Origin of the sequence: Pseudomonas sp. Irchel s3b5 (genome assembly GCF_900187435.1) — a bacterium.
Lineage (GTDB): Bacteria > Pseudomonadota > Gammaproteobacteria > Pseudomonadales > Pseudomonadaceae > Aquipseudomonas.
In genome coordinates, this window is record NZ_FYDY01000010.1 from 126023 (window position 1) to 147624 (window position 21602).

Below are 21602 nucleotides of genomic sequence, written 5' to 3' on the forward strand. Positions count from 1 at the left end.
GACCTTGGAGTCGCTCAGAGGTTGCGTTTTTTGGGCTGTTTTCCTACAGCGGCAGACAAACGCGAAACAAGGCGCCTTCGCCAATCCTGCTCTGGACGGTAATAGTACCGCCATGGGCGGCCACAATCTGTTCTGAAATAAACAATCCCAGGCCCAGCCCGGCGACGGCTTCTTTGACCGACACCCGTTCGAACTGCTGGAAAATTCGCTTCTGGTTGTCTTCGCTGATGCCGATGCCCTGATCCTGCACCTCCACCAGCGCCTGATCGCCGTCACTGTACACCTTCACCGTGATCGGGCTCTTGGCGCCGTACCGAAGGGCGTTGGTCAACAGATTGGAAATCACCTGCTCAATCCGGAATTCATCCCAGCTGCCGTTCACCGGCTGCTCGGCATCAAGGCTGACGCTGGCCTCGGCGGCTTCGAACTGCTGGGCAAAATTTTGCAACAAACCACGAACCAGCGCTGCCAGATCAAAGTGTGTGGGCCGAATCGACAACTTGCCGGTGCGAATGCGCGACACGTCGAGCATGTCCTCGATCAGGCGGATCAGGCTGTTGATCTGCCGCTCGTCGCGGTCGACCATAGCGTGCATTTTATCCGGGGTGAACGCGGCGGCATTGTTCCGGGCCAGGTGCATCTTGCGCAGCTGGGTTTCGAGGATCAGGCCATTGAGCGGCGTGCGCACTTCGTGGGCGACGATGGACATGAAGTCATCGCGCATACGCACCGCCTGCTCCAGTTCCAACTGAGTGCTTTGCAACTGTTGCAACAGCGCTTCCTGCTCGCGGCGGCTCTGCTCCAGGGCCAGGACCTGTTCTTTCATCGCCTTGCTCTGTCGGTACAGCTCGACGAACACGTTGACCTTGCTCTTGACCGCCTGGATATCCAGCGGCTTGTGCAGAAAGTCCACGGCGCCGCTTTCATAACCCTTGAAGGCGTAGTTCAACTCACGGCCGGCCGCACTGACGAACACAATCGGGATGTTTCTGGTCTTTTCAGTGCCGCGCATCAATTCGGCGAGCTCGAAGCCGTTCATGCCCGGCATCTGCACGTCGAGAATGGCCATGGCAAATTCGTGCTGCAACAGCAGCGACAAGGCTTCATCGGCAGAGAGCGCCTTGAACACCAAACGGTCTTCACGCTTGATCAGCGCTTCGAGCGCCAGAAGATTCTCCGGCAGATCGTCGACGATCAGCAGTTTGGCCTGGACAGTACTTAACATGCGATTCGTTCCAGCTCGACAAGCAGACGGCCAATGCCGCGTATAGGGAGGATGTGGTCTGGCAGGTGCATTGCCAGTGCCGCCTGCGGCATGGTGGCGACTTGTGCTTCTTGCGGGTCTTGCACGATGGTCAGGCCACCCTGCTGTTTGACATGAGTCAGTCCGCGCGCGCCGTCGCGGTTGGCTCCGGTCAGCAGTACGGCGGCCAGGTGGGCTCCGTAGGCATCGGAGGCCGATTCGAACAAGTAATCGATGGCCGGGCGCGAGTGATGCAACCGAGGCTCCAGGCTCAGGGAAAAACTTCGATCCTGCTCCACCGACAAGTGATAACCCGGCGCCGCGAAATACAAGGTGCCAGCGTCGACCGGTGTTTTGTCGCACGCCTCAATCACCGGCAAGGCTACCCGCCTGGCAAACACTTCGGCCAAATGACTGCAGCGCTGGTCGGGCAAGTGCAGCACCACGATAATCGGCAATGTGAAGCCTTCGCGCAGCGTGCCGAGAATGCTCAACAGCGCCTCGACGCCCCCGGCGGAGGCACCGATCACGATTGCTTCGATAGCAGGTAAATCCGTTGCGCTGCTCATGATTTACGGTAGATCCGCTCCTGTTTGACCAACGGCTCGAACTGATCGCCGAACGCCGAAAAATCCGGGGTTTCCTTGCTCCCCAACACCAGAAATCCACGATGGCAAAGGGATTCGTGAAACAATCCAAATGCTCGATCCTGAAGTCTTTTATTAAAGTAAATCAGTACGTTACGGCACGATATCAATTGCGTTTCCGAGAAAACACTGTCCGTTGCCAGGCTGTGATCGGCGAAGGTCACGTTCTCACACAATGACTTGTCGAAAATGGCGTAGCCATACGCTGCCGTGTAGTAGTCGGCAAACGAATGCTGGCCACCGGCCTGCTGATAGTTAGCAGTGTAGGCGCGTACGTTCTCCATCGAGAAAATCCCTTGCTTGGCTTTTTCCAGCGAACGCGGATTGATGTCGGTGGCATAGATGATGGTACGGTCCAGCAAACCCTCCTCGCGCAGCAAAATGGCCATCGAATAGACCTCTTCACCGGTACTGCAACCGGCGATCCAGATCTTGATCGAAGGATAGGTCCGCAGCAGCGGCACCACTTCCTTGCGAATCGCCAGGAAGTGCGAAGGGTCGCGGAACATTTCGCTGACCGGGATCGTCAACAATTGCAGCAACTGCATGAACGCCTTCGGATCGTGCAGGATCTTTTCCTGCAAGGCCGAGATGGTATTGCACTCGAACTGGCTCAACGCATGAGTCACCCGGCGCTTGATCGAAGCGCCGGCGTAATCGCGAAAGTCGTAGCTGTACTTGAGGTAGATCGCTTCGATCAACAACCGCAATTCAATCTCGGTATTACGCTCCACTTAGATACGTTCCATTTTCGGTAACCACACACGAATCAGTGAAAACAGGCGATCCAGGTCAATGGGCTTGGCCAGGTAATCGTTGGCACCGGCCTGCAGGCATCGTTCCTGATCGTCCTTCATGGCCTTGGCCGTCACCGCAATGATCGGCAGCTTGCGCCAGCGCGGGTCCTTACGGATCTCGATAGTGGCCTCGAAGCCATCCATCTCCGGCATCATCACGTCCATCAACACCAGATCGATGTCGTCGACTTCATTCAATCGTTCGATCGCTTCCCGGCCGTTGCGCCCGATGACCACCACCGCGCCCTTTTGCTCCAGCGCACTGGTCAGGGCAAAAATATTGCGGACATCGTCGTCAACCAACAGCACCTTGCGTCCCTCGAACACTTTATCGCGACTGCGGGCGACCTTGAGCATTTGCTGCCGCTCATGGGACAGCCGCGATTCGACTTTGTGCAGAAACAGCGTCACCTCGTCGAGCAGGCGTTCGGGCGAGCGTGCGCCCTTGATGATGATCGACCGCGAATACTTGCGCAGTTCGGCCTCTTCATCCCGGGTCAGGTTGCGACCGGTATAGACGATGACCGGCGGGAACGAGCAGATGTCTTCCGTGGACATGCGTTTGAGCAAGTCGTTGCCCAGCATGTCCGGCAACTTGAGGTCGATGATCATGCAATCGAAAACCGATGTACGCAGCAAGTCCAGCGCCTCTTGCGCCAGGCCAACGGCGGTGATTTCGATGTCATCGTCGCCGATCAGGCGGGCAATGCTGTCGCGCTGCAAATCATCGTCTTCGACCAGCAACACCCGTTTGACCTTCTGGGTCAGCTTGGCCTCAAGGCGGGTAAACACGTCCTTGAGCTCTTCGCGAGTGGTCGGTTTAACGGCATAACCTACGGCGCCCATGTGCATCGCGGCTTCAACACGATCTTCGACCGAAATCACATGCACCGGGATATGCCGGGTTTGCGCGTGTGCCTTCAGTCGTTGCAGCACGGTCAAGCCGGAATAGTCGGGCAAGCGCATGTCCAGCAGGATGGCGTCCGGGATGAAGGTCTTGGCCAGGTCGTAGCCCTCGTCGGCACCATGGGCCACCAGGCAGTGATAGCCCAACTCATGAGCCAGGTCATAGAGGATGTGCGCGAAGTTCGGTTCATCTTCCACCACCAGGATGCAGCGACTGGAAAACGGCCCTTTGTGGCGGTCATCGTCGAAGCGCGGAATGTCGACCTCGGCAATCAACGACGACAGCGCCTCGGGTTCTACGCGGGCGGGCGCCATGGCAGGCGCCATCCTCATCGGCTCGACCGGATTTTCGCCCGGTTCCACATAATGTAGCGGCAACACCAGCGTAAACACGCTGCCCTGCCCCGGCGCACTGCTGACGCTGATGGAGCCGCCCAGCAACGTTGCCAGATCACGGGAGATCGACAGGCCCAGCCCGGTGCCGCCGTAACGGCGGTTGGTGGTGCCATCGGCCTGACGGAACGCTTCGAAAATGCTTTCCTGCTGGTTCCCGGCGATGCCGATACCGGAATCTTGAATGATGAATGCAATACCATCGTTTGGCGCCGTATCGACCCGCAGGCTGACGCTGCCGTTCTCGGTAAATTTCACCGCGTTGGATAACAGATTCTTGAGGACTTGTTCCAGGCGTTGACGGTCAGTGAACACCATCCCGGGCGCGCCGTCCTGCAGCGTTATCTGGAACTCCAGCTGCTTGTCCGCAGCCAACGGCTGGAACATCCCGCGCAAGCCATCCACCAGGCGTGCCACGCTGGTGTTCTCGGGACGGATCTCCAGCTTGCCGGCCTCGACCTTGGAAATGTCGAGAATGTCGTTGATCAGGTTCAGCAGGTCATTACCGGCGGAGTAGATCGACTCGGCGAACTTGACCTGTTCGGCGCTGAGATTTTCCTGAGCGTTTTCTGCCAGCAGCTTGGCCAGGATCAACGAGCTGTTAAGCGGCGTGCGCAGCTCGTGGGACATGTTGGCGAGGAATTCGGACTTGTACTGGCTCGAACGCTGCAACTCGTCAGCACGCTCTTCGAGCTGGAGCTGGGCCAGATTGAGTTCGGTGTTCTTCAGGTCCATGGCGTCGCGTTGCTCGGCCAGCACCTCGGCTTGCTCGGCAAGTTGTTCGTTGGTTTGCTCGAGCTCCACTTGCTGGGTTTCAAGATGCGCCTGGGATTCCTTGAGGATGCGCGACTGCTCCTCGAGCTCTTCGTTCGCGGTCTTGAGTTCTTCCTGTTGCACTTGCAACTCTTCGTTGAGTCGCTGGGTCTGGGCCAGTACTTCCTGCAAGCGATGACGATAACGCGCAGCCTCGATGGACGTTCCGATGTTGCTGGCGATCAACTCCAGCAACTCGATGTCACGGTCGTTCAGCGGGCGCAGAAAACCCAGTTCGATGACACCGTTGACCCGGTCGTCGTCGCTGGTCGGCACCACCAGCACACTGCGCGGCAAACCTTCGCCAAGCCCGGAACTGACCTTGAAGTAATCGGCCGGAACCTCGTCGAGGCGGACCAGCCGTGCCCGTTGCACCACTTGGCCGATTATGCCTTCGTCACTGTCAATCTGTTGGTCGAGGGCCTCCTGTTCACGGGAAAAACCGTAGGACGCCATGCGTTTGAGGCCGCCGTGCTCTTCGCGTACATAAATCGCCCCCACCGCCATGCCAAGGTACTGCGCGCAAAATAGCAGGATGTTGCGACCCAGCATGTTCAGGCTCAGTTGCCCCAGCACTTGCTCGGCCAGCTCGGTCTGCCCGTTGCGCAGCCAGGCCTGTTGCTCCAGACGCGAAGCGCTGGCTTTTTGCGCAGCCAGCGTAGCGCTGTAACTTTGCGAAAGCTTGAGCAAATCCCGGCGACCGATGTAGGACAACAAGCCACTGACCCCGGCGATAAACAGCAGATAAAAGCTGATGCTCATGATGGTCGTGCGACGGACCTCTTCGTTGCGAGAGATCCGCAACTGCTGCTCGGTGTCGATAACGGCTTCAAACTGTTTGCGGATTTCATCGGTCAGCCGCTTGCCGCGCCCCGAGCGGACCGCACCACGGTAATCCCCACTGACACGCTGCAAATCGATCAGTGATTGCGCGTAGTTGGTCCATTCCAGCTGCAATGCCTGCAATCGGCGCAAACGGTCGGTCTGCACCGGGTTGTCAGCCGTCAGTTCGAACAAGGTGTTGAGGGCGACGTTTATACGCGGCTTGCCGGTCTCGTAAGGATCGAGGAAGTGTTCGTCGCCACTGAGCAGAAAGCCGCGCATGCCGGTTTCCAGGTCAACCGTCAGCTTGACCGCTTCATTGGCGTTATTGATCACCCGGTCGGAGTGCTCCACCCATTGGATCGTCGATAACAGATAGGTAATCAGCGAAACGAAGAACACCGCACTGATAACGCCCAGCCCCAACGGCAGGCTGATGTTGCGGCTCAGGAGTTTACGAAATCGTTGCTCATCAACCAAAGAACCGGGGGTCATGGGGCAGGCCTTGTCGAACCGTCAGAATGCAACGAGTTTGCCCCAAAAACGGCAAAGGGATCCAATTTTCTGACATGTTTTCGCGCAAAGTCCTACGTTCCAGTGCTACCACACGAGGGCACGGGTTATCCTAGCCCGCGCTGTACCGCTATTCTTTTTTACGGCACGGGGAACTTGTCGGGATCCGCCACTTACTGATGCAAGAGGCCGGTGATTTCGACCGAACCGAGTCATCCATTTTTTCAGGAATGCCCACTATGTCCCACGCCGATGTGCATACCATCCTTGTTGTCGAAGACGATGCCATCGTGCGCATGTTGATTGTCGATGTGCTGGAGGAATTGGAGTTCAAGGTGCTTGAGGCCGATGGCAGCGAACAGGCGCTGGAAACGCTCAAGGATACGAGCCAACACATCGACTTGATGATGACGGATGTCGGGTTGCCCGTTATGGACGGTCGCGAACTGGCCACAGAAGCACGCACATTGCGTCCTGCCCTGCCCGTTCTGTTTGCCAGCGGTTATGCCGACAGCATTGAGGTGCCCGCTGACATGCACGTCATTGGCAAGCCGTTTTCGATTGATCAGTTGCGGGACAAGGTCAAAAGCATCCTTGGCTGATCCTCCTGCACGTTGTGGTTAAATGACGCCCTTTTCAGCCAGCCCCGTGCCCGCGTCAAGGAACCCTTTCATGAGTCAACCCCGCGCCACCCAAGTTTTGGTCATTGGTTACGTCTGGCCTGAACCCCGCTCCTCGGCCGCCGGCGGGCACATGATGCAAATCCTGCAAACCTTCCTGCAGCAAGGCTGGGACATTACGTTCAGCAGCCCCGCCAGCGACGGTGAGCACCCGGCCGACCTGACCGCGCTGGGCATTCGCCAAGTGCCGATCGAGCTCAATAACAGCAGCTTCGATGCCTTTGTCAGCGAACTTGCACCGGACATCGTGCTGTTCGACCGTTTCATGATGGAGGAGCAATTCGGCTGGCGCGTTGAAAAACACTGCCCGAATGCGCTGCGGGTGCTTGAGACGTCCGACCTGCAAAGCTTGCGCGATGCGCGGCAGCAACGACTCAAGGATCGATTGAAGGCCAGCGACGACACCAACGACTTCAACGACCTTTTTGCACCGGCGTTACGCGAAGAGTTTCAGCTCATGGCCGATACCGATGTGGCCAAACGGGAAATCGCGGCAATTTATCGTTGCGACTTGAACCTGATGGTCTCCGAAGTGGAAATCGAACTGCTCGTCGAACAGTTTCAGGTGCCCCGCAGCCTGCTGCATTGGTGCCCGTTGATGGTGGATCCACCAACCGAGCCACCGAGAACCTTTGAGGAACGGGCGCACTTTCTGCACATAGGCAACTTCCGCCATGCGCCTAACTGGGATGCCGTGCTGTGGTTGAAAACGGCGATTTGGCCATTGATCCGCGAGCAGATCCCCGGAGCGCAGTTGCATATCTACGGCGCCTATACGCCGCCCAAAGCCACGGCGCTGCACAATGCAACCCAAGGGTTCCACGTGAAGAACTGGGCCGAGGATGCATTGGAGGTCATGTCGGCGGCACGGATCTGCATGGCCCCGCTGCGTTTTGGTGCTGGCATCAAAGGTAAAATCGTCGACGCCATGCTGTGCGGCACCCCGATTGTCACGACACCGATGGGGGCCGAAGCCATGCATGACCAGGAGCCATGGCCCGGCGCTGTGGCGCTGACCGCCCAGGAGTTTGCCGACTGTGCCGTTCGGCTGCATAACGATAAAACAAGCTGGAACGTCGCCCAGGATAACGGGCGTGCGTTGTTGGTCGAACGTTATCAGCAGTCCGTTCACGGTAATGCATTGATCAAAAAGATAATCGAGAGCCAACAGCAATTAGCGCAACTTAGAAGAGACAACTTCACCGGCAGCATGTTGCGCCACCACCAGCACAAGAGCACCCAATACATGTCGCAATGGATAGAGGTTAAAAACAAAGTCCAATAACAACATCCTGAAACCACCACGCCCTTGCGCAGTCTATAAATTACAACCAAAAATAAAGAACTCGATAACCGTTACTACGTCGAGAGTTCTTTCATTTTCATTCAGCAAAGGATTGCGCAATGACAAATAACCACCCCCATAAAAACTGGATGGCGGCGTCACCCGCTATTGATAACTTGACCCTGATGGAATTGGTCTGGCCTGGGGCCCATAACGCGGGTATGGATTATGACTTCCCTTATCTTCCGCACCTTCAACCGTTCCAAGGCTGGTTTGTCTGCCAGGAGGGTCCCTTTATCCAGCAACTCAATGAGGGCGTGCGGGCACTTGATTTACGATTTCTTTCAGACGAGCACTGGTTGGGCATAAGAAAATTTCATACCTTTCACGGCTATGAGATGCTCACAGGCCGATCGTTGGCTGAATTGTTCAAAAGCCTGAACTTTTTCCTCAATGAAAACCCCGATGAATTCGTCATTCTGGATATACATAAACTCCAGGGCCGTGATGAGCGACAATTCGACTACCAAGGATTTCACGATGCCGTCATCAGTGAACTGGGTACCCGGCTTATTCCGAAGAAAAACCGTTATTTGACATTGGGCGAACTTAAGAAAACGAGTAGTTTGCAAAGAGTTGTATTTTCCTGCGACTGGCATCCAGATTTGGATTCCCCCCTCTATTGGCCAAAAATAAATCATCGCTGGAGTGGTAGCGACGTCACATCACCCGAAGCGCTAAGACACTTCATTCAACACACGCTCATCAGCCCTCCTGACGAAGACTTGCTTTGGTCGTTATCCGCCACCAGTTATACCAAGTCGATAGGTGTCATGCGATTGACCCAAGAGTTGAACGATTGGTTTGGTCCGAACTCCGGGTGGGCGCCAAAATGCAGCATCATCAATGCCGACTATATTGGAGACACACAATTGGTCGCCTATTGCAGGGAAATCAACTTTTCCAGGGGACTGCAAAAGACATAAGGGAAGCGAACTGGAACTGTCTTGGGCGGGGGTGCATGATTGGCGCCTGGAAAACAAGAAGACCACACCGGACATGACACGCACCGCCAGAGTCACCGACCCTTCCTACGAATTGATGGACGACCACAACGGCCTGTCCATCATCTACCGTCAGCATGGTTTTCCCTGCCCTTTGGTGCGCTGGCATTTTCACAAGGAATACGAGTTGCACCTGATCGTCGCCAGTTCCGGGAAGGTGTTCATCGGCGACTACATCGGCAACTTCTATCCCCAAACCCTGTTCCTGACCGGCCCCAACCTGCCCCATAACTGGATCAGCCAGGTGGCCGAAGATGAAGTGGTGCCCAAGCGCGACATGCTGGTGAATTTCACCGACGAGTTGTTCGACAACGGCACCCAGGTATTCGCCGAATTGAAGACCCTGGTGCCGCTGCTGGAGCGTGCGAAGTACGGTATCGAGTTTCGTTCCCAAGACACCATTCGGCAGGCAATGAGCCTGATGCAACGCATTGCCGACACCACGGGCATGACGCGGCTCGGGCATTTTTTCATCCTGCTGGAATTGCTCGCGGCCACAGACGACTACCAATTGCTGTCCGGTGCAACAACACCGCAACTGGCCGACGAGCACAACATCGACCGCACCAACCGCGCGGTGGACTACATCTTCACTCACTATGCGCGCGAGCTTCCGCTGGAAGAAGTCGCCGACCATTTGGGCATGAAGCCCACGTACTTCAGCCGGGTGTTCAAGCAGGCTACCGGGCGTTGCTTCATCGAGTTCGTAAATCGCCTGCGTATCAGCAAGTCCTGCGAATTGTTGGCAGACGGCAACAAATCGGTGACCGATGTTTGCTTCGAGTCGGGGTTCAATAATATTTCCAATTTCAATCGGCGTTTTCAGCAGCTCAGAGGCATGACCCCGTCGCATTATCGACGCCTGGCCGTGCAGCGACTGACCGAGCAAAACTTGGGTTAAAAGATCAAAAGATCGCGTTCCAACGGTAGGAGCTGCCGGAGGCTGCGATCTTTTTTGCGTTCCATCGATGTAACCCCTCCCCGTGCGTCTACCGCTCCAGAACCCAGTGCAAAATAGTATCGATGAAAGTGCGACGGACGATTTGTCTCGCCCTCGATAGAACGTTGTAATCAGCGCACTTCTTCCTGCCCTCGGAAGACACAAAAACAATAACTGTCCTTCTGCAACCTACCGGGTGCAGAACAGGAGTGCACGATGCGACCTTCCGTAAAAGCTGTGCTTGCCCTCACCTGCCTGACCGTCAGCAGCGTCAGCCTCGGCGCCCAGACACTGACCATCGCCACCGTCAATAACAGCGACATGATCCGCATGCAAAAGCTCTCGAAAACCTTCGAGGCCGAGCACCCGGACATCAAGCTCAATTGGGTGGTGCTGGAGGAAAACGTCCTGCGCCAACGCCTGACCACCGACATCGCCACCCGGGGCGGGCAGTTCGACGTGCTCACCATCGGCATGTACGAAGCCGCACTCTGGGGAGCCAAGGGTTGGCTGGAGCCGATGACCGACCTGCCGGCCAGTTATGCGCTCGATGACGTGTTTCCATCAGTTCGTGAAGGCCTGTCGGTAAAGGGTTCGCTGTATGCCCTGCCGTTTTACGCGGAGAGTTCCATCACCTATTTCCGCACCGACCTGTTCAAGGACGCCGGCCTGACCATGCCCGAACAGCCGACCTGGGAACAGATCGGCGAGTTCGCCAGCAAACTCACCCACAAAGACAAAGAGCAGTACGGAATATGCCTGCGAGGCAAGGCCGGTTGGGGCGAGAACATGGCGTTGATCAGCACCGTCGCCAATGCCTATGGCGCACGTTGGTTTGATGAACAGTGGAAACCGGAATTCAGCGGACCAGAGTGGAAAAACGCGCTGAACTTCTACGTCGACACCATGAAGGCATCCGGCCCGCCGGGGGCGTCGAGCAATGGTTTCAACGAAAATCTGGCGCTGTTCAACAGCGGCAAATGCGCGATCTGGGTCGATGCCAGCGTCGCCGGCTCGTTCGTTACCGACAAGACCCAGAGCAAGGTCGCCGATCACGTCGGTTTCACCTATGCGCCGCATCAGGTCACCGACAAGGGCTCGGCCTGGTTGTACTCCTGGGCACTGGCCATTCCCACCAGTTCCAAAGCCAAGGACGCGGCTAAAATTTTCAGTGCCTGGGCCACGTCCAAGGAATACGGGGCCCTGGTCGCGGAAAAAGACGGCATCGTCAACGTACCACCGAGCACGCGGGCCTCGACCTACAGCGAGGCGTACATGAGCGCCGCGCCGTTCGCCCAGGTCACCCTGGAGTCGCTCAAAGCCGCCGACCCGAGCAAGCCGGGCGCCAGGGCGGTGCCTTACATCGGGATTCAGTTGGTGACCATTCCCGAGTTCCAGGGCATTGGCACCCAGGTCGGCAAATCCTTCTCGGCGGCACTGATCGGCCAGACCACAGTCGACCAGGCCCTGGCGGCGGCCCAGCAAACCACTGAACGCGAAATGAAGCGCGCAGGTTATCCCAAGTAACCCCACCCCCTCCTGTAGGAGCCAGCTTGCCGGCGATGAACGCTAACGCGGTACGTCTATAGATCGGCGTCGCATCCATCGCTGGCAAGCCAGCTCCTACAGGTCTTGCGCCAAGCATCCTCTCGTTCCCAATCGGTTTAACACCATGAATACTTTAACTGCCAAAGCTCATATGGATATTGCCCAGCCCCAGCGCAAAAGCCGCGTGGCCAACCCCGGCTGGTTCCTGGTCAGCCCTTCGGTAGCGCTGCTGCTGTTGTGGATGATCGCGCCTCTGGGCATGACCCTCTACTTCTCGATGATCCGCTACAACCTGCTTGATCCGGGTGAAAACGAATTTGTCGGGCTGGAGAACTTCTCTTATTTCCTGACGGACTCGGGCTTCCTGCCCGGCGCCACCAATACGTTGTTGCTGGTGGGCAGCGTGCTGCTGATCAGCGTGGTGTTCGGCGTGTTGATCAGTGCGTTGCTGGAGGCCAGTGAGTTTCTCGGTCGCGGCATCGTGCGGGTGCTGCTGATCTCGCCGTTCTTCATCATGCCCACGGTGGGTGCACTGATCTGGAAGAACCTGATTTTCCATCCGGTGTCGGGGATTCTCGCCTACGTCTGGAAACTGTTCGGCGCGCAACCGGTGGACTGGCTGGCGCACTACCCGCTGCTGTCGATCATCATCATTGTCTCGTGGCAATGGCTGCCGTTCGCCATCCTGATTTTGATGACCGCCATGCAGTCCCTCGACCAGGAACAGAAAGAAGCCGCACGCCTGGACGGTGCCGGCCCCATCGCGATCTTCTGGCACTTGACCCTGCCGCACCTGGCACGGCCGATTGCGGTGGTGGTGATGATCGAAACCATCTTCCTGCTCTCGGTGTTCGCCGAAATCTTCACCACCACCAACGGCGGCCCCGGCTATGCCTCGACCAACCTCGCCTACCTCATCTACAACCAGGCGCTGGTGCAGTTCGACGTCGGCATGGCGTCCGCTGGCGGCTTGATTGCGGTGGTCATCGCCAATGTCGCGGCCATCGTGCTGGTGCGGATGATCGGTAAAAACCTGACAGACAAAGCCTGAGGCCTGCCATGACCCTTCAACAATCCCGTCGTTTGCAAAGCCTGTTGCTCGGCACGCTGGCCTGGGCTATCGCGATCCTGGTTTTTTTCCCGATTTCCTGGATGGTGCTGACCAGTTTCAAAACCGAGATCGACGCCTTCGCCACACCGCCGCAGTTCTTCTTCATGCCGACCCTGGAGAATTACCTGCACATCAACGAGCGCAGCGATTACTTCAGTTTCGCCTGGAACTCGGTGGTGATTTCCTTCAGCGCCACGGCCCTGAGCCTGCTGATCGCGGTGCCGGCGGCCTACTCGATGGCGTTCTACGAAACCCAACGCACCAAAGGCACCCTGTTGTGGATGCTCTCGACCAAGATGCTGCCGCCGGTGGGCGTGCTGATGCCGATCTACCTGCTGGCCAAGAGCTTCGGCCTGCTCGACACGCGCATTGCGCTGATCGTGATCTACACGCTGATCAACCTGCCGATTGTGGTCTGGATGATTTACACCTACTTCAAGGACATCCCCAAAGACATCCTCGAAGCCGCTCGTCTCGATGGCGCCACGTTGTGGCAGGAAATGGTCCGGGTGCTGCTGCCGATCGCCAAGGGCGGACTGGCCTCCACAGTGTTGTTGTCGCTGATCCTGTGTTGGAACGAGGCGTTCTGGTCCTTGAACCTGACCTCGTCGAAAGCCGCGCCACTGACCGCGCTGATCGCATCGTACTCAAGCCCCGAAGGGTTGTTCTGGGCCAAGTTATCGGCGGTCTCGACGCTGGCCTGCGCACCGATCCTGATCTTCGGCTGGATCAGCCAGAAACAACTGGTACGCGGGTTGTCGTTCGGCGCCGTGAAATGAATCGACCCGGATTGCTGCCCCAACGCAATCCCTTGCAGGAGCCGGCTTGCTGGCGATGCGGCCCTCGAAATTTGCATCGCGCTTGCGGTCGTCATCGCCAGCAAGCCGGCTCCTACAAAAAGCCTGATCGGCTCAATCTGAATAAAAACAAACGGAGGCTCATCGTCATGGCCAACCTGAAAATCAAGAATCTGCAAAAAGGCTTCGAAGGCTTTTCCATCATCAAGGGCATTGACCTTGAAGTGAACGACAAAGAGTTCGTGGTCTTCGTCGGTCCCTCGGGTTGCGGTAAATCCACCCTGCTGCGCCTGATCGCTGGCCTGGAAGAAGTCAGCGGCGGCGCCATCGAGCTCGATGGCCGCGACATCACCGAAGTCAGCCCGGCCAAGCGTGACCTGGCGATGGTGTTCCAGACCTACGCCTTGTACCCACACATGAGCGTGCGCAAGAACATGTCGTTCGCCCTCGATCTGGCCGGAGTCCCCAAGGCCGAAGTGGAAAAGAAAGTCGGCGAAGCAGCGCGCATTCTCGAACTGGGGCCGATGCTGGAACGCAAGCCCAAGCAACTGTCTGGTGGCCAGCGTCAACGGGTGGCGATCGGCCGGGCAATTGTGCGCAACCCGAAAATTTTCCTGTTCGACGAACCGCTGTCCAACCTCGACGCGGCCCTGCGGGTGCAAATGCGTCTGGAACTGCTGCGCCTGCACAAAGAGCTGCAAGCGACGATGATCTACGTGACGCACGATCAGGTCGAAGCCATGACCATGGCCGACAAAGTCGTCGTGCTCAATGGCGGCAGGATCGAGCAGGTCGGTTCGCCGCTGGACCTGTACCACCAACCGGCCAACCTGTTTGTCGCAGGTTTTCTCGGCACACCGAAAATGGGTTTCCTCAAGGGCAAGCTCACCCGCGTCGACAGTCAGTGTTGTGAAGTGCAACTGGACGCCGGCACCCGCATCAGCCTGCCCTTGAGCGGCGCAACGCTTAGCGTCGGCGGCGCGGTGACACTGGGCATTCGCCCGGAACATCTGGCGTTGGCCGAATCGGACGACTGCACGTTGCAAGTCACCGCCGATGTCAGCGAACGTCTGGGCAGCGACACCTTCTGCCATGTGCGCACCGCCTCCGGCGAAGCCTTGACCATGCGCGTGCGCGGCGACCTCGCGAGTCGTTACGGCGAGACCTTGAGCCTGCACCTGGACGCCCGGCACTGCCATTTATTCGATGCAGACGGCGTGGCGCTGACCCGTCCCTTGCGCGTTGCCGCCTGATCTCAGAGAGCCTGCGATGAAACTCAACCAACAGAATCTCTACCGCCTTGCTCCTGAGGTCGCCCTGCCCGCCTATACCTTGAGCGACATCCGCCAAGGCATCGCCCACATCGGCGTCGGCGGCTTCCATCGAGCGCATCAGGCGTATTACACCGATGCCTTGATGAACACCGGCGAAGGCCTCGACTGGGCGATTTGCGGCATCGGGCTGCGCCGTGAAGACCGGCGTGCCCGCGACGATCTTCAAGAACAGGATTATCTGTTCACCCTGTTTGAATTGGGTGATAGCGGCGAAACCGAAGTCCGGGTCGTCGGCGCCATTCGCGACATGTTGCTGGCCGAGGACAGTGCTCAAGCGCTGATCGATAAGCTCGCCAGCCCTGAGATCCGCATCGTCTCGCTGACCATCACCGAAGGTGGTTACTGCATCGACGACAGCAACGGCGAATTCATGGCACACCTCCCGCAAATCCAGCACGATCTGGCGAACCCGGCTGCTCCGCTTACCGTGTTCGGGTTTCTCTGCGCCGCGCTGGCCAAACGCCGCGCGGCAGGCACGCCGGCATTTACCTTGATGTCCTGCGATAACCTGCCGCACAACGGCGCAGTGACCCGCAAGGCCCTGTTGGCCTTCGCCGCGTTGCGCGGTGACGATTTGCAGGAGTGGATCGAACATCATGTGAGCTTCCCCAATGCCATGGTCGACCGCATCACCCCGATGACCAGCATCGAACATCGCCTGCAATTGGCCGACAAGCATGGCGTCGACGATGCGTGGCCGGTGGTCTGCGAACCGTTTGCGCAGTGGGTGCTGGAAGACAAGTTTGTTAGCGGTCGTCCCGCCTGGGAAAAAGTTGGCGTGCAGTTCACCGACGACGTCACGCCCTACGAGGACATGAAGATCAAACTGCTCAACGGCAGTCATCTGGCCCTGACTTACCTCGGTTTCCTCAAGGGTTACCGTTTCGTCAACGAAACCATGAACGACCCACTGTTGGTGCGTTACATGCGCGCCTACATGGACCTGGACGTCACCCCGCAACTGTCGCCGGTGCCGGGCATTGAATTGACCGCGTACAAAAACACGCTGGTCACGCGTTTCTCCAATCAGGCGATTGCCGATCAACTGGAACGCGTGTGTTCGGACGGTTCGTCGAAATTTCCCAAGTTCATTGTGCCGACGATCAATCGCTTGATTGCTGACGGGCGAGACACAAAACGCGCAGCGCTGGTGGTGGCGGCTTGGGCGTTGTATTTGAAGGGGGTGGATGAAAATGGCGACACCTACGCCATTGCGGATCCGCGAGCGGCGTTCTGCCAGGCCTTGGTGCTCGACGATGCGTTGATGGCCCAGCGACTGTTGGGTGTCGAAGAGATTTTCGGGACAGTGATTCCCCGTTCACCTGAGTTCGTCGCGGCGTTCGAATGGTGCTGCGACAGTTTGCGGGAGGTCGGGGTTTCGCGGACGTTGGAATGGGTTTTGGTGTGAGTTTTGGGGTGTAACAACTGGCGCCTGCTCGCGAATGGCATCACAAAAACCGACCTGACACACCAAGGACCTGCCATGCCAACCCAACCATTATTCCTCGGCATCGACTGCGGCACCCAAGGCACTAAAGCCATCATTCTCGATGCCGTCAGCGGCGAGGTGCTGGGGTTGGGCGCCGCCGCTCACACGCTGATCAGCGACGTCAATGGCCGTCGCGAGCAGGACACGGGCCAGTGGCTGGAGGCCTTCGCCCTCGCCACCCGTCGCGCCTTGCTGGCGGCCGATGTCGATGGCCAGGACATCCTTGGCATCGGCGTCTCGGGCCAGCAACACGGCCTGGTGTTGCTCGATGAACAAGGCCAGGTCCTGCGCCCGGCCAAGCTCTGGTGCGACACCGAAACCACGGCGGAAAATGACCGTCTGCTCGAACATCTGAGCGGCGAACAAGGCTCGCTGGAGCGCTTGGGCTTGGTCATCGCGCCGGGCTACACCGTTTCAAAACTACTCTGGACTCGGGAGCAGCAGCCCGAGGTTTTCTCGCGCATCGCCCACATTCTGCTGCCCCATGATTACCTGAATTTCTGGCTCACCGGGCGCTGTTGCAGCGAGTACGGTGACGCATCAGGCACCGGTTACTTCAACGTGCGCAACCGGCAGTGGGACTTGCAACTGCTGCGCGATATCGACCCAAGCGGGCGCCTGGCACATGCATTACCGGAACTGATCGACGCTCACGAGGCGGTGGGCACGATTTTGCCGGATATCGCCCAACACTTGGGCATCAACCCGCAGGCACTGGTATCCAGCGGTGGCGGTGACAACATGATGGGCGCGATCGGCACCGGCAACATCCAGCCCGGTGCTATCACCATGAGCCTCGGATCCTCCGGCACGGTCTATGCCTGTACCGATCAACCGCAGGTCTTCCCCGAGGCGGCAGTCGCGACATTCTGTTCATCCAGCGGCGGTTGGTTGCCGTTGATCTGCACCATGAACCTGACCAACGCCACCGGGCTGATTCGCGAACTGCTGGACCTCGACGTCGAGCAGTTCAATAAAATGGTAGGGCACGCGCCGATCGGTGCCGAGGGCGTGCGCATGCTGCCGTTTCTCAATGGTGAACGCGTCCCCGCCCTGCCCCACGCCAGCGGCAGCCTTTTGGGGCTGACCATGACCAACCTGACCAAAGCCAATCTGTGCCGTGCGGTGGTCGAAGGCACGACCTTCGGGCTGCGATACGGACTGGACCTGCTACGGCACAATGGCATACAAAGCCTGCGCATTTGCCTGATCGGCGGTGGCTCGAAAAGCCCGGTGTGGCGCCAGATCGTCGCCGACACCATGAATACACCGGTGATTTGTACCGAACAAAGCGAAGCCGCTGCCCTCGGGGCGGCGATTCAAGCGGCGTGGTGTACGTCCCTGACGAATGGGCATGAGGTCAGCCTGGCAGAACTGTGCGCACGTTGCGTGAAACTCGATCCAACCAGCGAAACGCTACCGATCGCCGAAAACGTGGCGGCCTCTCAGCAGGCCTATGAACGCTATCAACAGCATGTCGCAACCCTTTAAAGAGTGATCAACTATGTATCTGGTGTGTGGCGAAGCGCTGTTCGACTTCTTCAGTGAACACGACGCGAGCGGGCTGGCTTCGACAGTGAATTTCAAGGCGATTGCCGGCGGGTCGCCCTTCAACGTGGCCGTGGGCTTGCGCCGCCTGGGTGTAGAGGCCGGGTTGCTGGCCGGCCTGTCGACCGACTATCTCGGCCGCCGCTTGCTGCAAGTGCTGCAGGACGAAGGCGTATGCACCGATTATCTGCTGGACTTCGATGCGCCGAGCACGCTGGCGATGGTCGCTGTCGGGGCCAATGGTTCGCCGCAGTACAGCTTTCGGGGCGAAGGCTGCGCCGACCGACAACTGAAACCGGAACACCTGCCGACACTGGGGCCAGAGGTGCGTGGTTTGCACATCGGATCATTTTCGCTGGTGGTGCAGCCGATTGCCGACACACTGCTGGCATTGGTGCGCCGGGAAAGCGGCAAGCGCCTGATCAGCCTCGACCCGAACGTTCGACTCAACCCGGAGCCGAACATCGAGCTGTGGCGTGAACGCATTGCGACGCTGGTGGAAATGGCCGACCTGATCAAAGTCAGCGACGAGGATCTGCATTTGTTGTATCCCGGACAGGACCCGGCGCGGGTGATCGACGGCTGGTTGCAGCACCGCTGTCAGCTGGTATTCCTGACCCGGGGCGGTGAAGGCGCGAGCGTGTTCAGCCGCGTCCACGGTTCGTGGTCGATCCCGGCCCTTGCGGTGAAGATCGCCGACACGGTGGGTGCCGGCGATACCTTTCAGGCGGCGTTGATTGGCTGGCTGACCGAGCACCAGCTGGACTCGGTGGAAGAGTTGGCACGGCTCCGTCGCGATCAGATCGATGCCATGGTTCGGTTTGCTGTGCAGGCAGCTGCGCTGACATGCAGCAAGACCGGGCCGGATCTGCCTTATCGGCATCAGATAGGCATGGACTGAATCTGAGGGCCTCATCGCGAGCAAGCTCGCTCCTACAGAGATCGTGTGAGCCGACAAGCGGCGTTCAGTCGGGTTAACGATCGCTTAACCGTGCGGTCTAATCATTCACTGGACCGCACGCCCTCAGTTCTCTCTGACGCCCAGTGCGGCAGGTTCGACGACACGTCGAACTGTCTTTCCGACCGCACCGGAGATCGTTCATGAATACGCGCACATTGCTGCTGACCGCCGCACTCGCCTGCACCGCGTTTGCCGGCCTGGCCCAGGCCAACGACACCTCGACCTCACAAGCCGTGCCTTATCACTACGGCATGCCCCTGCACGTCAGTAAAGTCATCTCGCTGACCGAGCCCTCCACCCTGGAGTGCAAAGTGGTGAGCGCCGATATGAAGTACCTCGATGAAAACGGCCAGCCCGCAGAAATTTCCTACCGCAAACTGTCCGATGCCTGCGAGAACCAAGGCTGACCGACTACACCGATACCAAAACCGGCCTAAAGTGCCTTATCCAGCGTCGAACGCGGTTCGACCTCGATGGGGTGCTTACTGGTGCGCAAACGAGCAATCAGCTCGTTGATTTCCCGACAGCCATTCAACTGCGAGGCATCGATATCGGTGACCGAAAAATCAAGTTGATCGGTTCGCCCATCGGCAAAGACCTTAATAGTCATCATGAGCTCGGGAGACAGGGTGCATTGACAGCGCTTGGGCAGAAAACTGCTTTCAATGATGTTGCGAAGTTCCAAGGCAGATAAAAACATGGCGACCCTCTCCTTTATGACACTGCCGGTAAAAACCAGACGCCCGCTCAAATAAAATTCCGGCGGACTTAAGAACAGATACAGCATAAAACATGCCTTGATTTTCGCAGCCCGGTTCGTCGGTAAAACAAAAGGTTAGCCGAAGCGCTCGAACAGACTGTCGTGCAACTTGCAAGAACGCCCTAGCCGCGTACTGCACTTTGCACGTTCACGCCGGATTTGCATTCACCGCTGACGGCAGAGAGAATGCGGCCATTCATCACAGCAAGGAGGCAACATGGGTTCTTTGACCGTAAACACGACTCTCGGGTTGATCGCTGTGGGGCTGTCCAGCCTGGTGCAGGCCGCGAAACTGGAAACGGTCGCGCCCTTCCCCAAAGCCGAGAGTGGTTTCACCCGCCAGGTCATTCATTTGGCCCCGCAATCACGGGAAGAGGACTTCCAGGTCGAAATCCTCGCCGGCAAGACCCTGCCCGTGGACTGCAATCGCCCACGTCTGGGCGGCATCCTCGAAGAAAAAAATCTCGAAGGCTGGGGCTACCCGTTCTACCGCCTGGAAAATGTCATCGGCCCGATGAGCACCCTCATGGCCTGCCCGGACGGCAAGAGCCAACCGGGCTTTGTCCCGGTGGTTGGCGACGGCTTTCTGCTGCGCTACAACAGCAAACTGCCGATTGTACTGTATGTGCCCCAAGACATCGAAGTGCGCTATCGAATCTGGTCGGCATCGAGCAAGGTTGAGAAAGCCGTTCAGGAATAACCGGCCGCCGCTGCCCGCCCTCAAGCGAGTGCGCCGCTCAACGCGGCGCGTTCGGCCACATACCCCAGGCTATCGAAATTGATGTTGGCTCCCGAATCGATCGCCACCAGCGTCTGCCCCACAGCACCGGTGCGAGCCACGTAGTTTTTGATCCCGGCCACCGCCAATGCACCGGAAGGCTCGGTGATCGAGCGGGTATCGTCGTAGATATTCTTGATTGCCGCGCAAAGCTCGTCATTGCTGACGGTCACCACTTCATCGACGCAGAAACGGCAGACCTCAAAACCGTAAGCGCCGACTTGTGCAACGGCCACACCATCGGCAAAAGTGCCGACACTGGGCAGGACGACGCGCTCACCCGCCTGCAACGCAGCGTGCAGGCACGCAGAGTGCTCCGACTCGACACCAATGATCCGCACCTCGGGCCTCAAGTATTTGACATAGGCTGCGATGCCCGCGATCAAACCGCCGCCACCGACCGGAACGAAAATCGCATCCAGCGGGCCTTGATGCTGACGCAGGATTTCCATCGCGACAGTGCCCTGCCCGGCAATGACGTCCGGATCGTCAAAAGGCGAAACAAAGGTACGACCGGTTTTGCGCGCAAGGTCCAGCGCATAGGCCAGCGCAAACGGGAAGCTCTCGCCATGCAACACCGCGTCGGCGCCCCGACTGCGAACGCCGAGCACCTTCAATTGCGGTGTCGTACACGGCATGACGATGCACGCATCGATTCCCAACTCCCGTGCGGCCAGCGCCACGCCCTGAGCATGGTTGCCGGCAGAGGCCGTCACTACACCGCTCGCCTTTTGCGCATCGCTCAGTTGCACCAGCTTGTTGTAGGCACCCCGAATCTTGAACGAAAAGGTAGGCTGCAAATCTTCGCGCTTGAGCAGGATCTGGTTACCCAACATCTCCGACAATGCGTGCGCAGGTTGCAACGGCGTGCGCACGGCCAACTCGTACACCGGCGCCGCAAGGATCTTTTTGACGTAGTGTTCCAGCAAGGTCTGTTGTTCGGTTGTGCAATTCATATCGTCTCCTGACATTGATTGGGACCCGGAGACAGAAAATGAAAACCCGCCTCTAGGGCGGGTTGGGTGCTGCAGATGTGAGCTAGCCCGCCAAATGAGGAATGGCGGTAATAATGCTTGGCTGGCAGCGCAATACGAGGGAAGTCATGGCTCGAAATTAGCCGGGCGTTGATAGCAAGTCAATGGCAAGTTTGTGGCGACCACCGTAGTCTGGTCA

19 protein-coding genes are annotated in these 21602 nt (G+C 58.1%); 13 read left to right on the forward strand and 6 right to left on the reverse strand.

Translation table 11 applies throughout. From position 1 onward, the window contains the following. Positions 1–43: 43 nt before the first annotated feature. From CKW15_RS13860 to CKW15_RS13875, 4 genes are read right to left on the reverse strand one after another with little or no spacing between them, the layout of a single operon-like run. On the reverse strand, positions 44–1225 hold the full coding sequence (locus CKW15_RS13860) for a hybrid sensor histidine kinase/response regulator (protein WP_095056133.1): 1182 nt from the start codon (positions 1223–1225) through the stop codon (positions 44–46). Next, on the reverse strand, positions 1219–1812 hold the full coding sequence (locus CKW15_RS13865) for a chemotaxis protein CheB (protein ID WP_095152233.1): 594 nt from the start codon (positions 1810–1812) through the stop codon (positions 1219–1221). The genes CKW15_RS13860 and CKW15_RS13865 overlap by 7 nt, the downstream gene beginning before the upstream one ends. Next, the gene (locus CKW15_RS13870; RefSeq protein ID WP_095056131.1) at positions 1809–2624 is read right to left on the reverse strand and encodes a protein-glutamate O-methyltransferase CheR; all 816 of its coding nucleotides are present in this window, start codon (positions 2622–2624) and stop codon (positions 1809–1811) included. The genes CKW15_RS13865 and CKW15_RS13870 overlap by 4 nt, the downstream gene beginning before the upstream one ends. Then, the gene (locus tag CKW15_RS13875; protein ID WP_095152234.1) at positions 2625–6116 is read right to left on the reverse strand and encodes a response regulator; all 3492 of its coding nucleotides are present in this window, start codon (positions 6114–6116) and stop codon (positions 2625–2627) included. 257 nt (positions 6117–6373) lie between these two features. Between CKW15_RS13875 and CKW15_RS13880 the strand changes: the two genes are divergently transcribed. The 12 genes from CKW15_RS13880 (at position 6374) to CKW15_RS13935 (ending at position 19298) form a co-directional block, all read left to right on the forward strand. Next, complete coding sequence (locus CKW15_RS13880; RefSeq protein ID WP_095056129.1) at positions 6374–6736, forward strand: response regulator; 363 nt, start codon at positions 6374–6376, stop codon at positions 6734–6736. Positions 6737–6806: 70 nt separating this feature from the next. Continuing rightward, on the forward strand, positions 6807–8099 hold the full coding sequence (locus tag CKW15_RS13885) for a glycosyltransferase (RefSeq protein ID WP_095056128.1): 1293 nt from the start codon (positions 6807–6809) through the stop codon (positions 8097–8099). A 119-nt stretch (positions 8100–8218) separates the two neighbouring features. Further along, a complete protein-coding gene (locus CKW15_RS13890; protein WP_095152235.1) occupies positions 8219–9085 on the forward strand; it encodes a phospholipase in 867 nt (288 codons plus the stop codon). Positions 9086–9158: 73 nt separating this feature from the next. Next, the gene (locus tag CKW15_RS13895) at positions 9159–10064 is read left to right on the forward strand and encodes an AraC family transcriptional regulator (protein WP_095152253.1); all 906 of its coding nucleotides are present in this window, start codon (positions 9159–9161) and stop codon (positions 10062–10064) included. A 255-nt stretch (positions 10065–10319) separates the two neighbouring features. Beyond that, the gene (locus CKW15_RS13900; RefSeq protein ID WP_095152236.1) at positions 10320–11630 is read left to right on the forward strand and encodes a sugar ABC transporter substrate-binding protein; all 1311 of its coding nucleotides are present in this window, start codon (positions 10320–10322) and stop codon (positions 11628–11630) included. Positions 11631–11775: 145 nt separating this feature from the next. After that, a complete protein-coding gene (locus CKW15_RS13905; protein WP_095152237.1) occupies positions 11776–12702 on the forward strand; it encodes a carbohydrate ABC transporter permease in 927 nt (308 codons plus the stop codon). Between the two features lie 8 nt (positions 12703–12710). Further along, the gene (locus tag CKW15_RS13910; protein ID WP_095152238.1) at positions 12711–13541 is read left to right on the forward strand and encodes a carbohydrate ABC transporter permease; all 831 of its coding nucleotides are present in this window, start codon (positions 12711–12713) and stop codon (positions 13539–13541) included. A 167-nt stretch (positions 13542–13708) separates the two neighbouring features. Next, positions 13709–14812 carry an ABC transporter ATP-binding protein gene (locus CKW15_RS13915; protein WP_095152239.1) on the forward strand — a complete coding sequence of 368 codons (1104 nt, stop codon included), beginning with the start codon at positions 13709–13711 and terminating at the stop codon, positions 14810–14812. A gap of 16 nt (positions 14813–14828) precedes the next feature. Beyond that, positions 14829–16301: a mannitol dehydrogenase family protein gene (locus CKW15_RS13920; RefSeq protein ID WP_095152240.1), complete on the forward strand. Its 1473-nt coding sequence runs from the start codon at positions 14829–14831 to the stop codon at positions 16299–16301. 75 nt (positions 16302–16376) lie between these two features. Continuing rightward, on the forward strand, positions 16377–17873 hold the full coding sequence (gene xylB, locus CKW15_RS13925) for a xylulokinase (RefSeq protein WP_095152241.1): 1497 nt from the start codon (positions 16377–16379) through the stop codon (positions 17871–17873). A 13-nt stretch (positions 17874–17886) separates the two neighbouring features. After that, a complete protein-coding gene (locus CKW15_RS13930) occupies positions 17887–18831 on the forward strand; it encodes a carbohydrate kinase (RefSeq protein WP_095152242.1) in 945 nt (314 codons plus the stop codon). 200 nt (positions 18832–19031) lie between these two features. Next, positions 19032–19298 carry a DUF2790 domain-containing protein gene (locus tag CKW15_RS13935; RefSeq protein ID WP_095152243.1) on the forward strand — a complete coding sequence of 89 codons (267 nt, stop codon included), beginning with the start codon at positions 19032–19034 and terminating at the stop codon, positions 19296–19298. Positions 19299–19324: 26 nt separating this feature from the next. On the opposite strand, the gene CKW15_RS13940 is transcribed toward CKW15_RS13935, so the two are convergent. Then, the gene (locus CKW15_RS13940) at positions 19325–19591 is read right to left on the reverse strand and encodes a DUF1652 domain-containing protein (protein ID WP_095056118.1); all 267 of its coding nucleotides are present in this window, start codon (positions 19589–19591) and stop codon (positions 19325–19327) included. Positions 19592–19868: 277 nt separating this feature from the next. On the opposite strand from CKW15_RS13940, the gene eco reads away from it, so the two are divergent. Then, the gene (gene eco, locus CKW15_RS13945) at positions 19869–20351 is read left to right on the forward strand and encodes a serine protease inhibitor ecotin (RefSeq protein WP_095056117.1); all 483 of its coding nucleotides are present in this window, start codon (positions 19869–19871) and stop codon (positions 20349–20351) included. Between the two features lie 20 nt (positions 20352–20371). Here eco and ilvA read toward each other — a convergent pair whose 3' ends face one another. Continuing rightward, positions 20372–21385 (reverse strand): threonine ammonia-lyase, biosynthetic, encoded by a 1014-nt coding sequence (ilvA, locus tag CKW15_RS13950; RefSeq protein ID WP_095056116.1) that lies wholly within the window; start codon positions 21383–21385, stop codon positions 20372–20374. Positions 21386–21602: the final 217 nt, after the last annotated feature.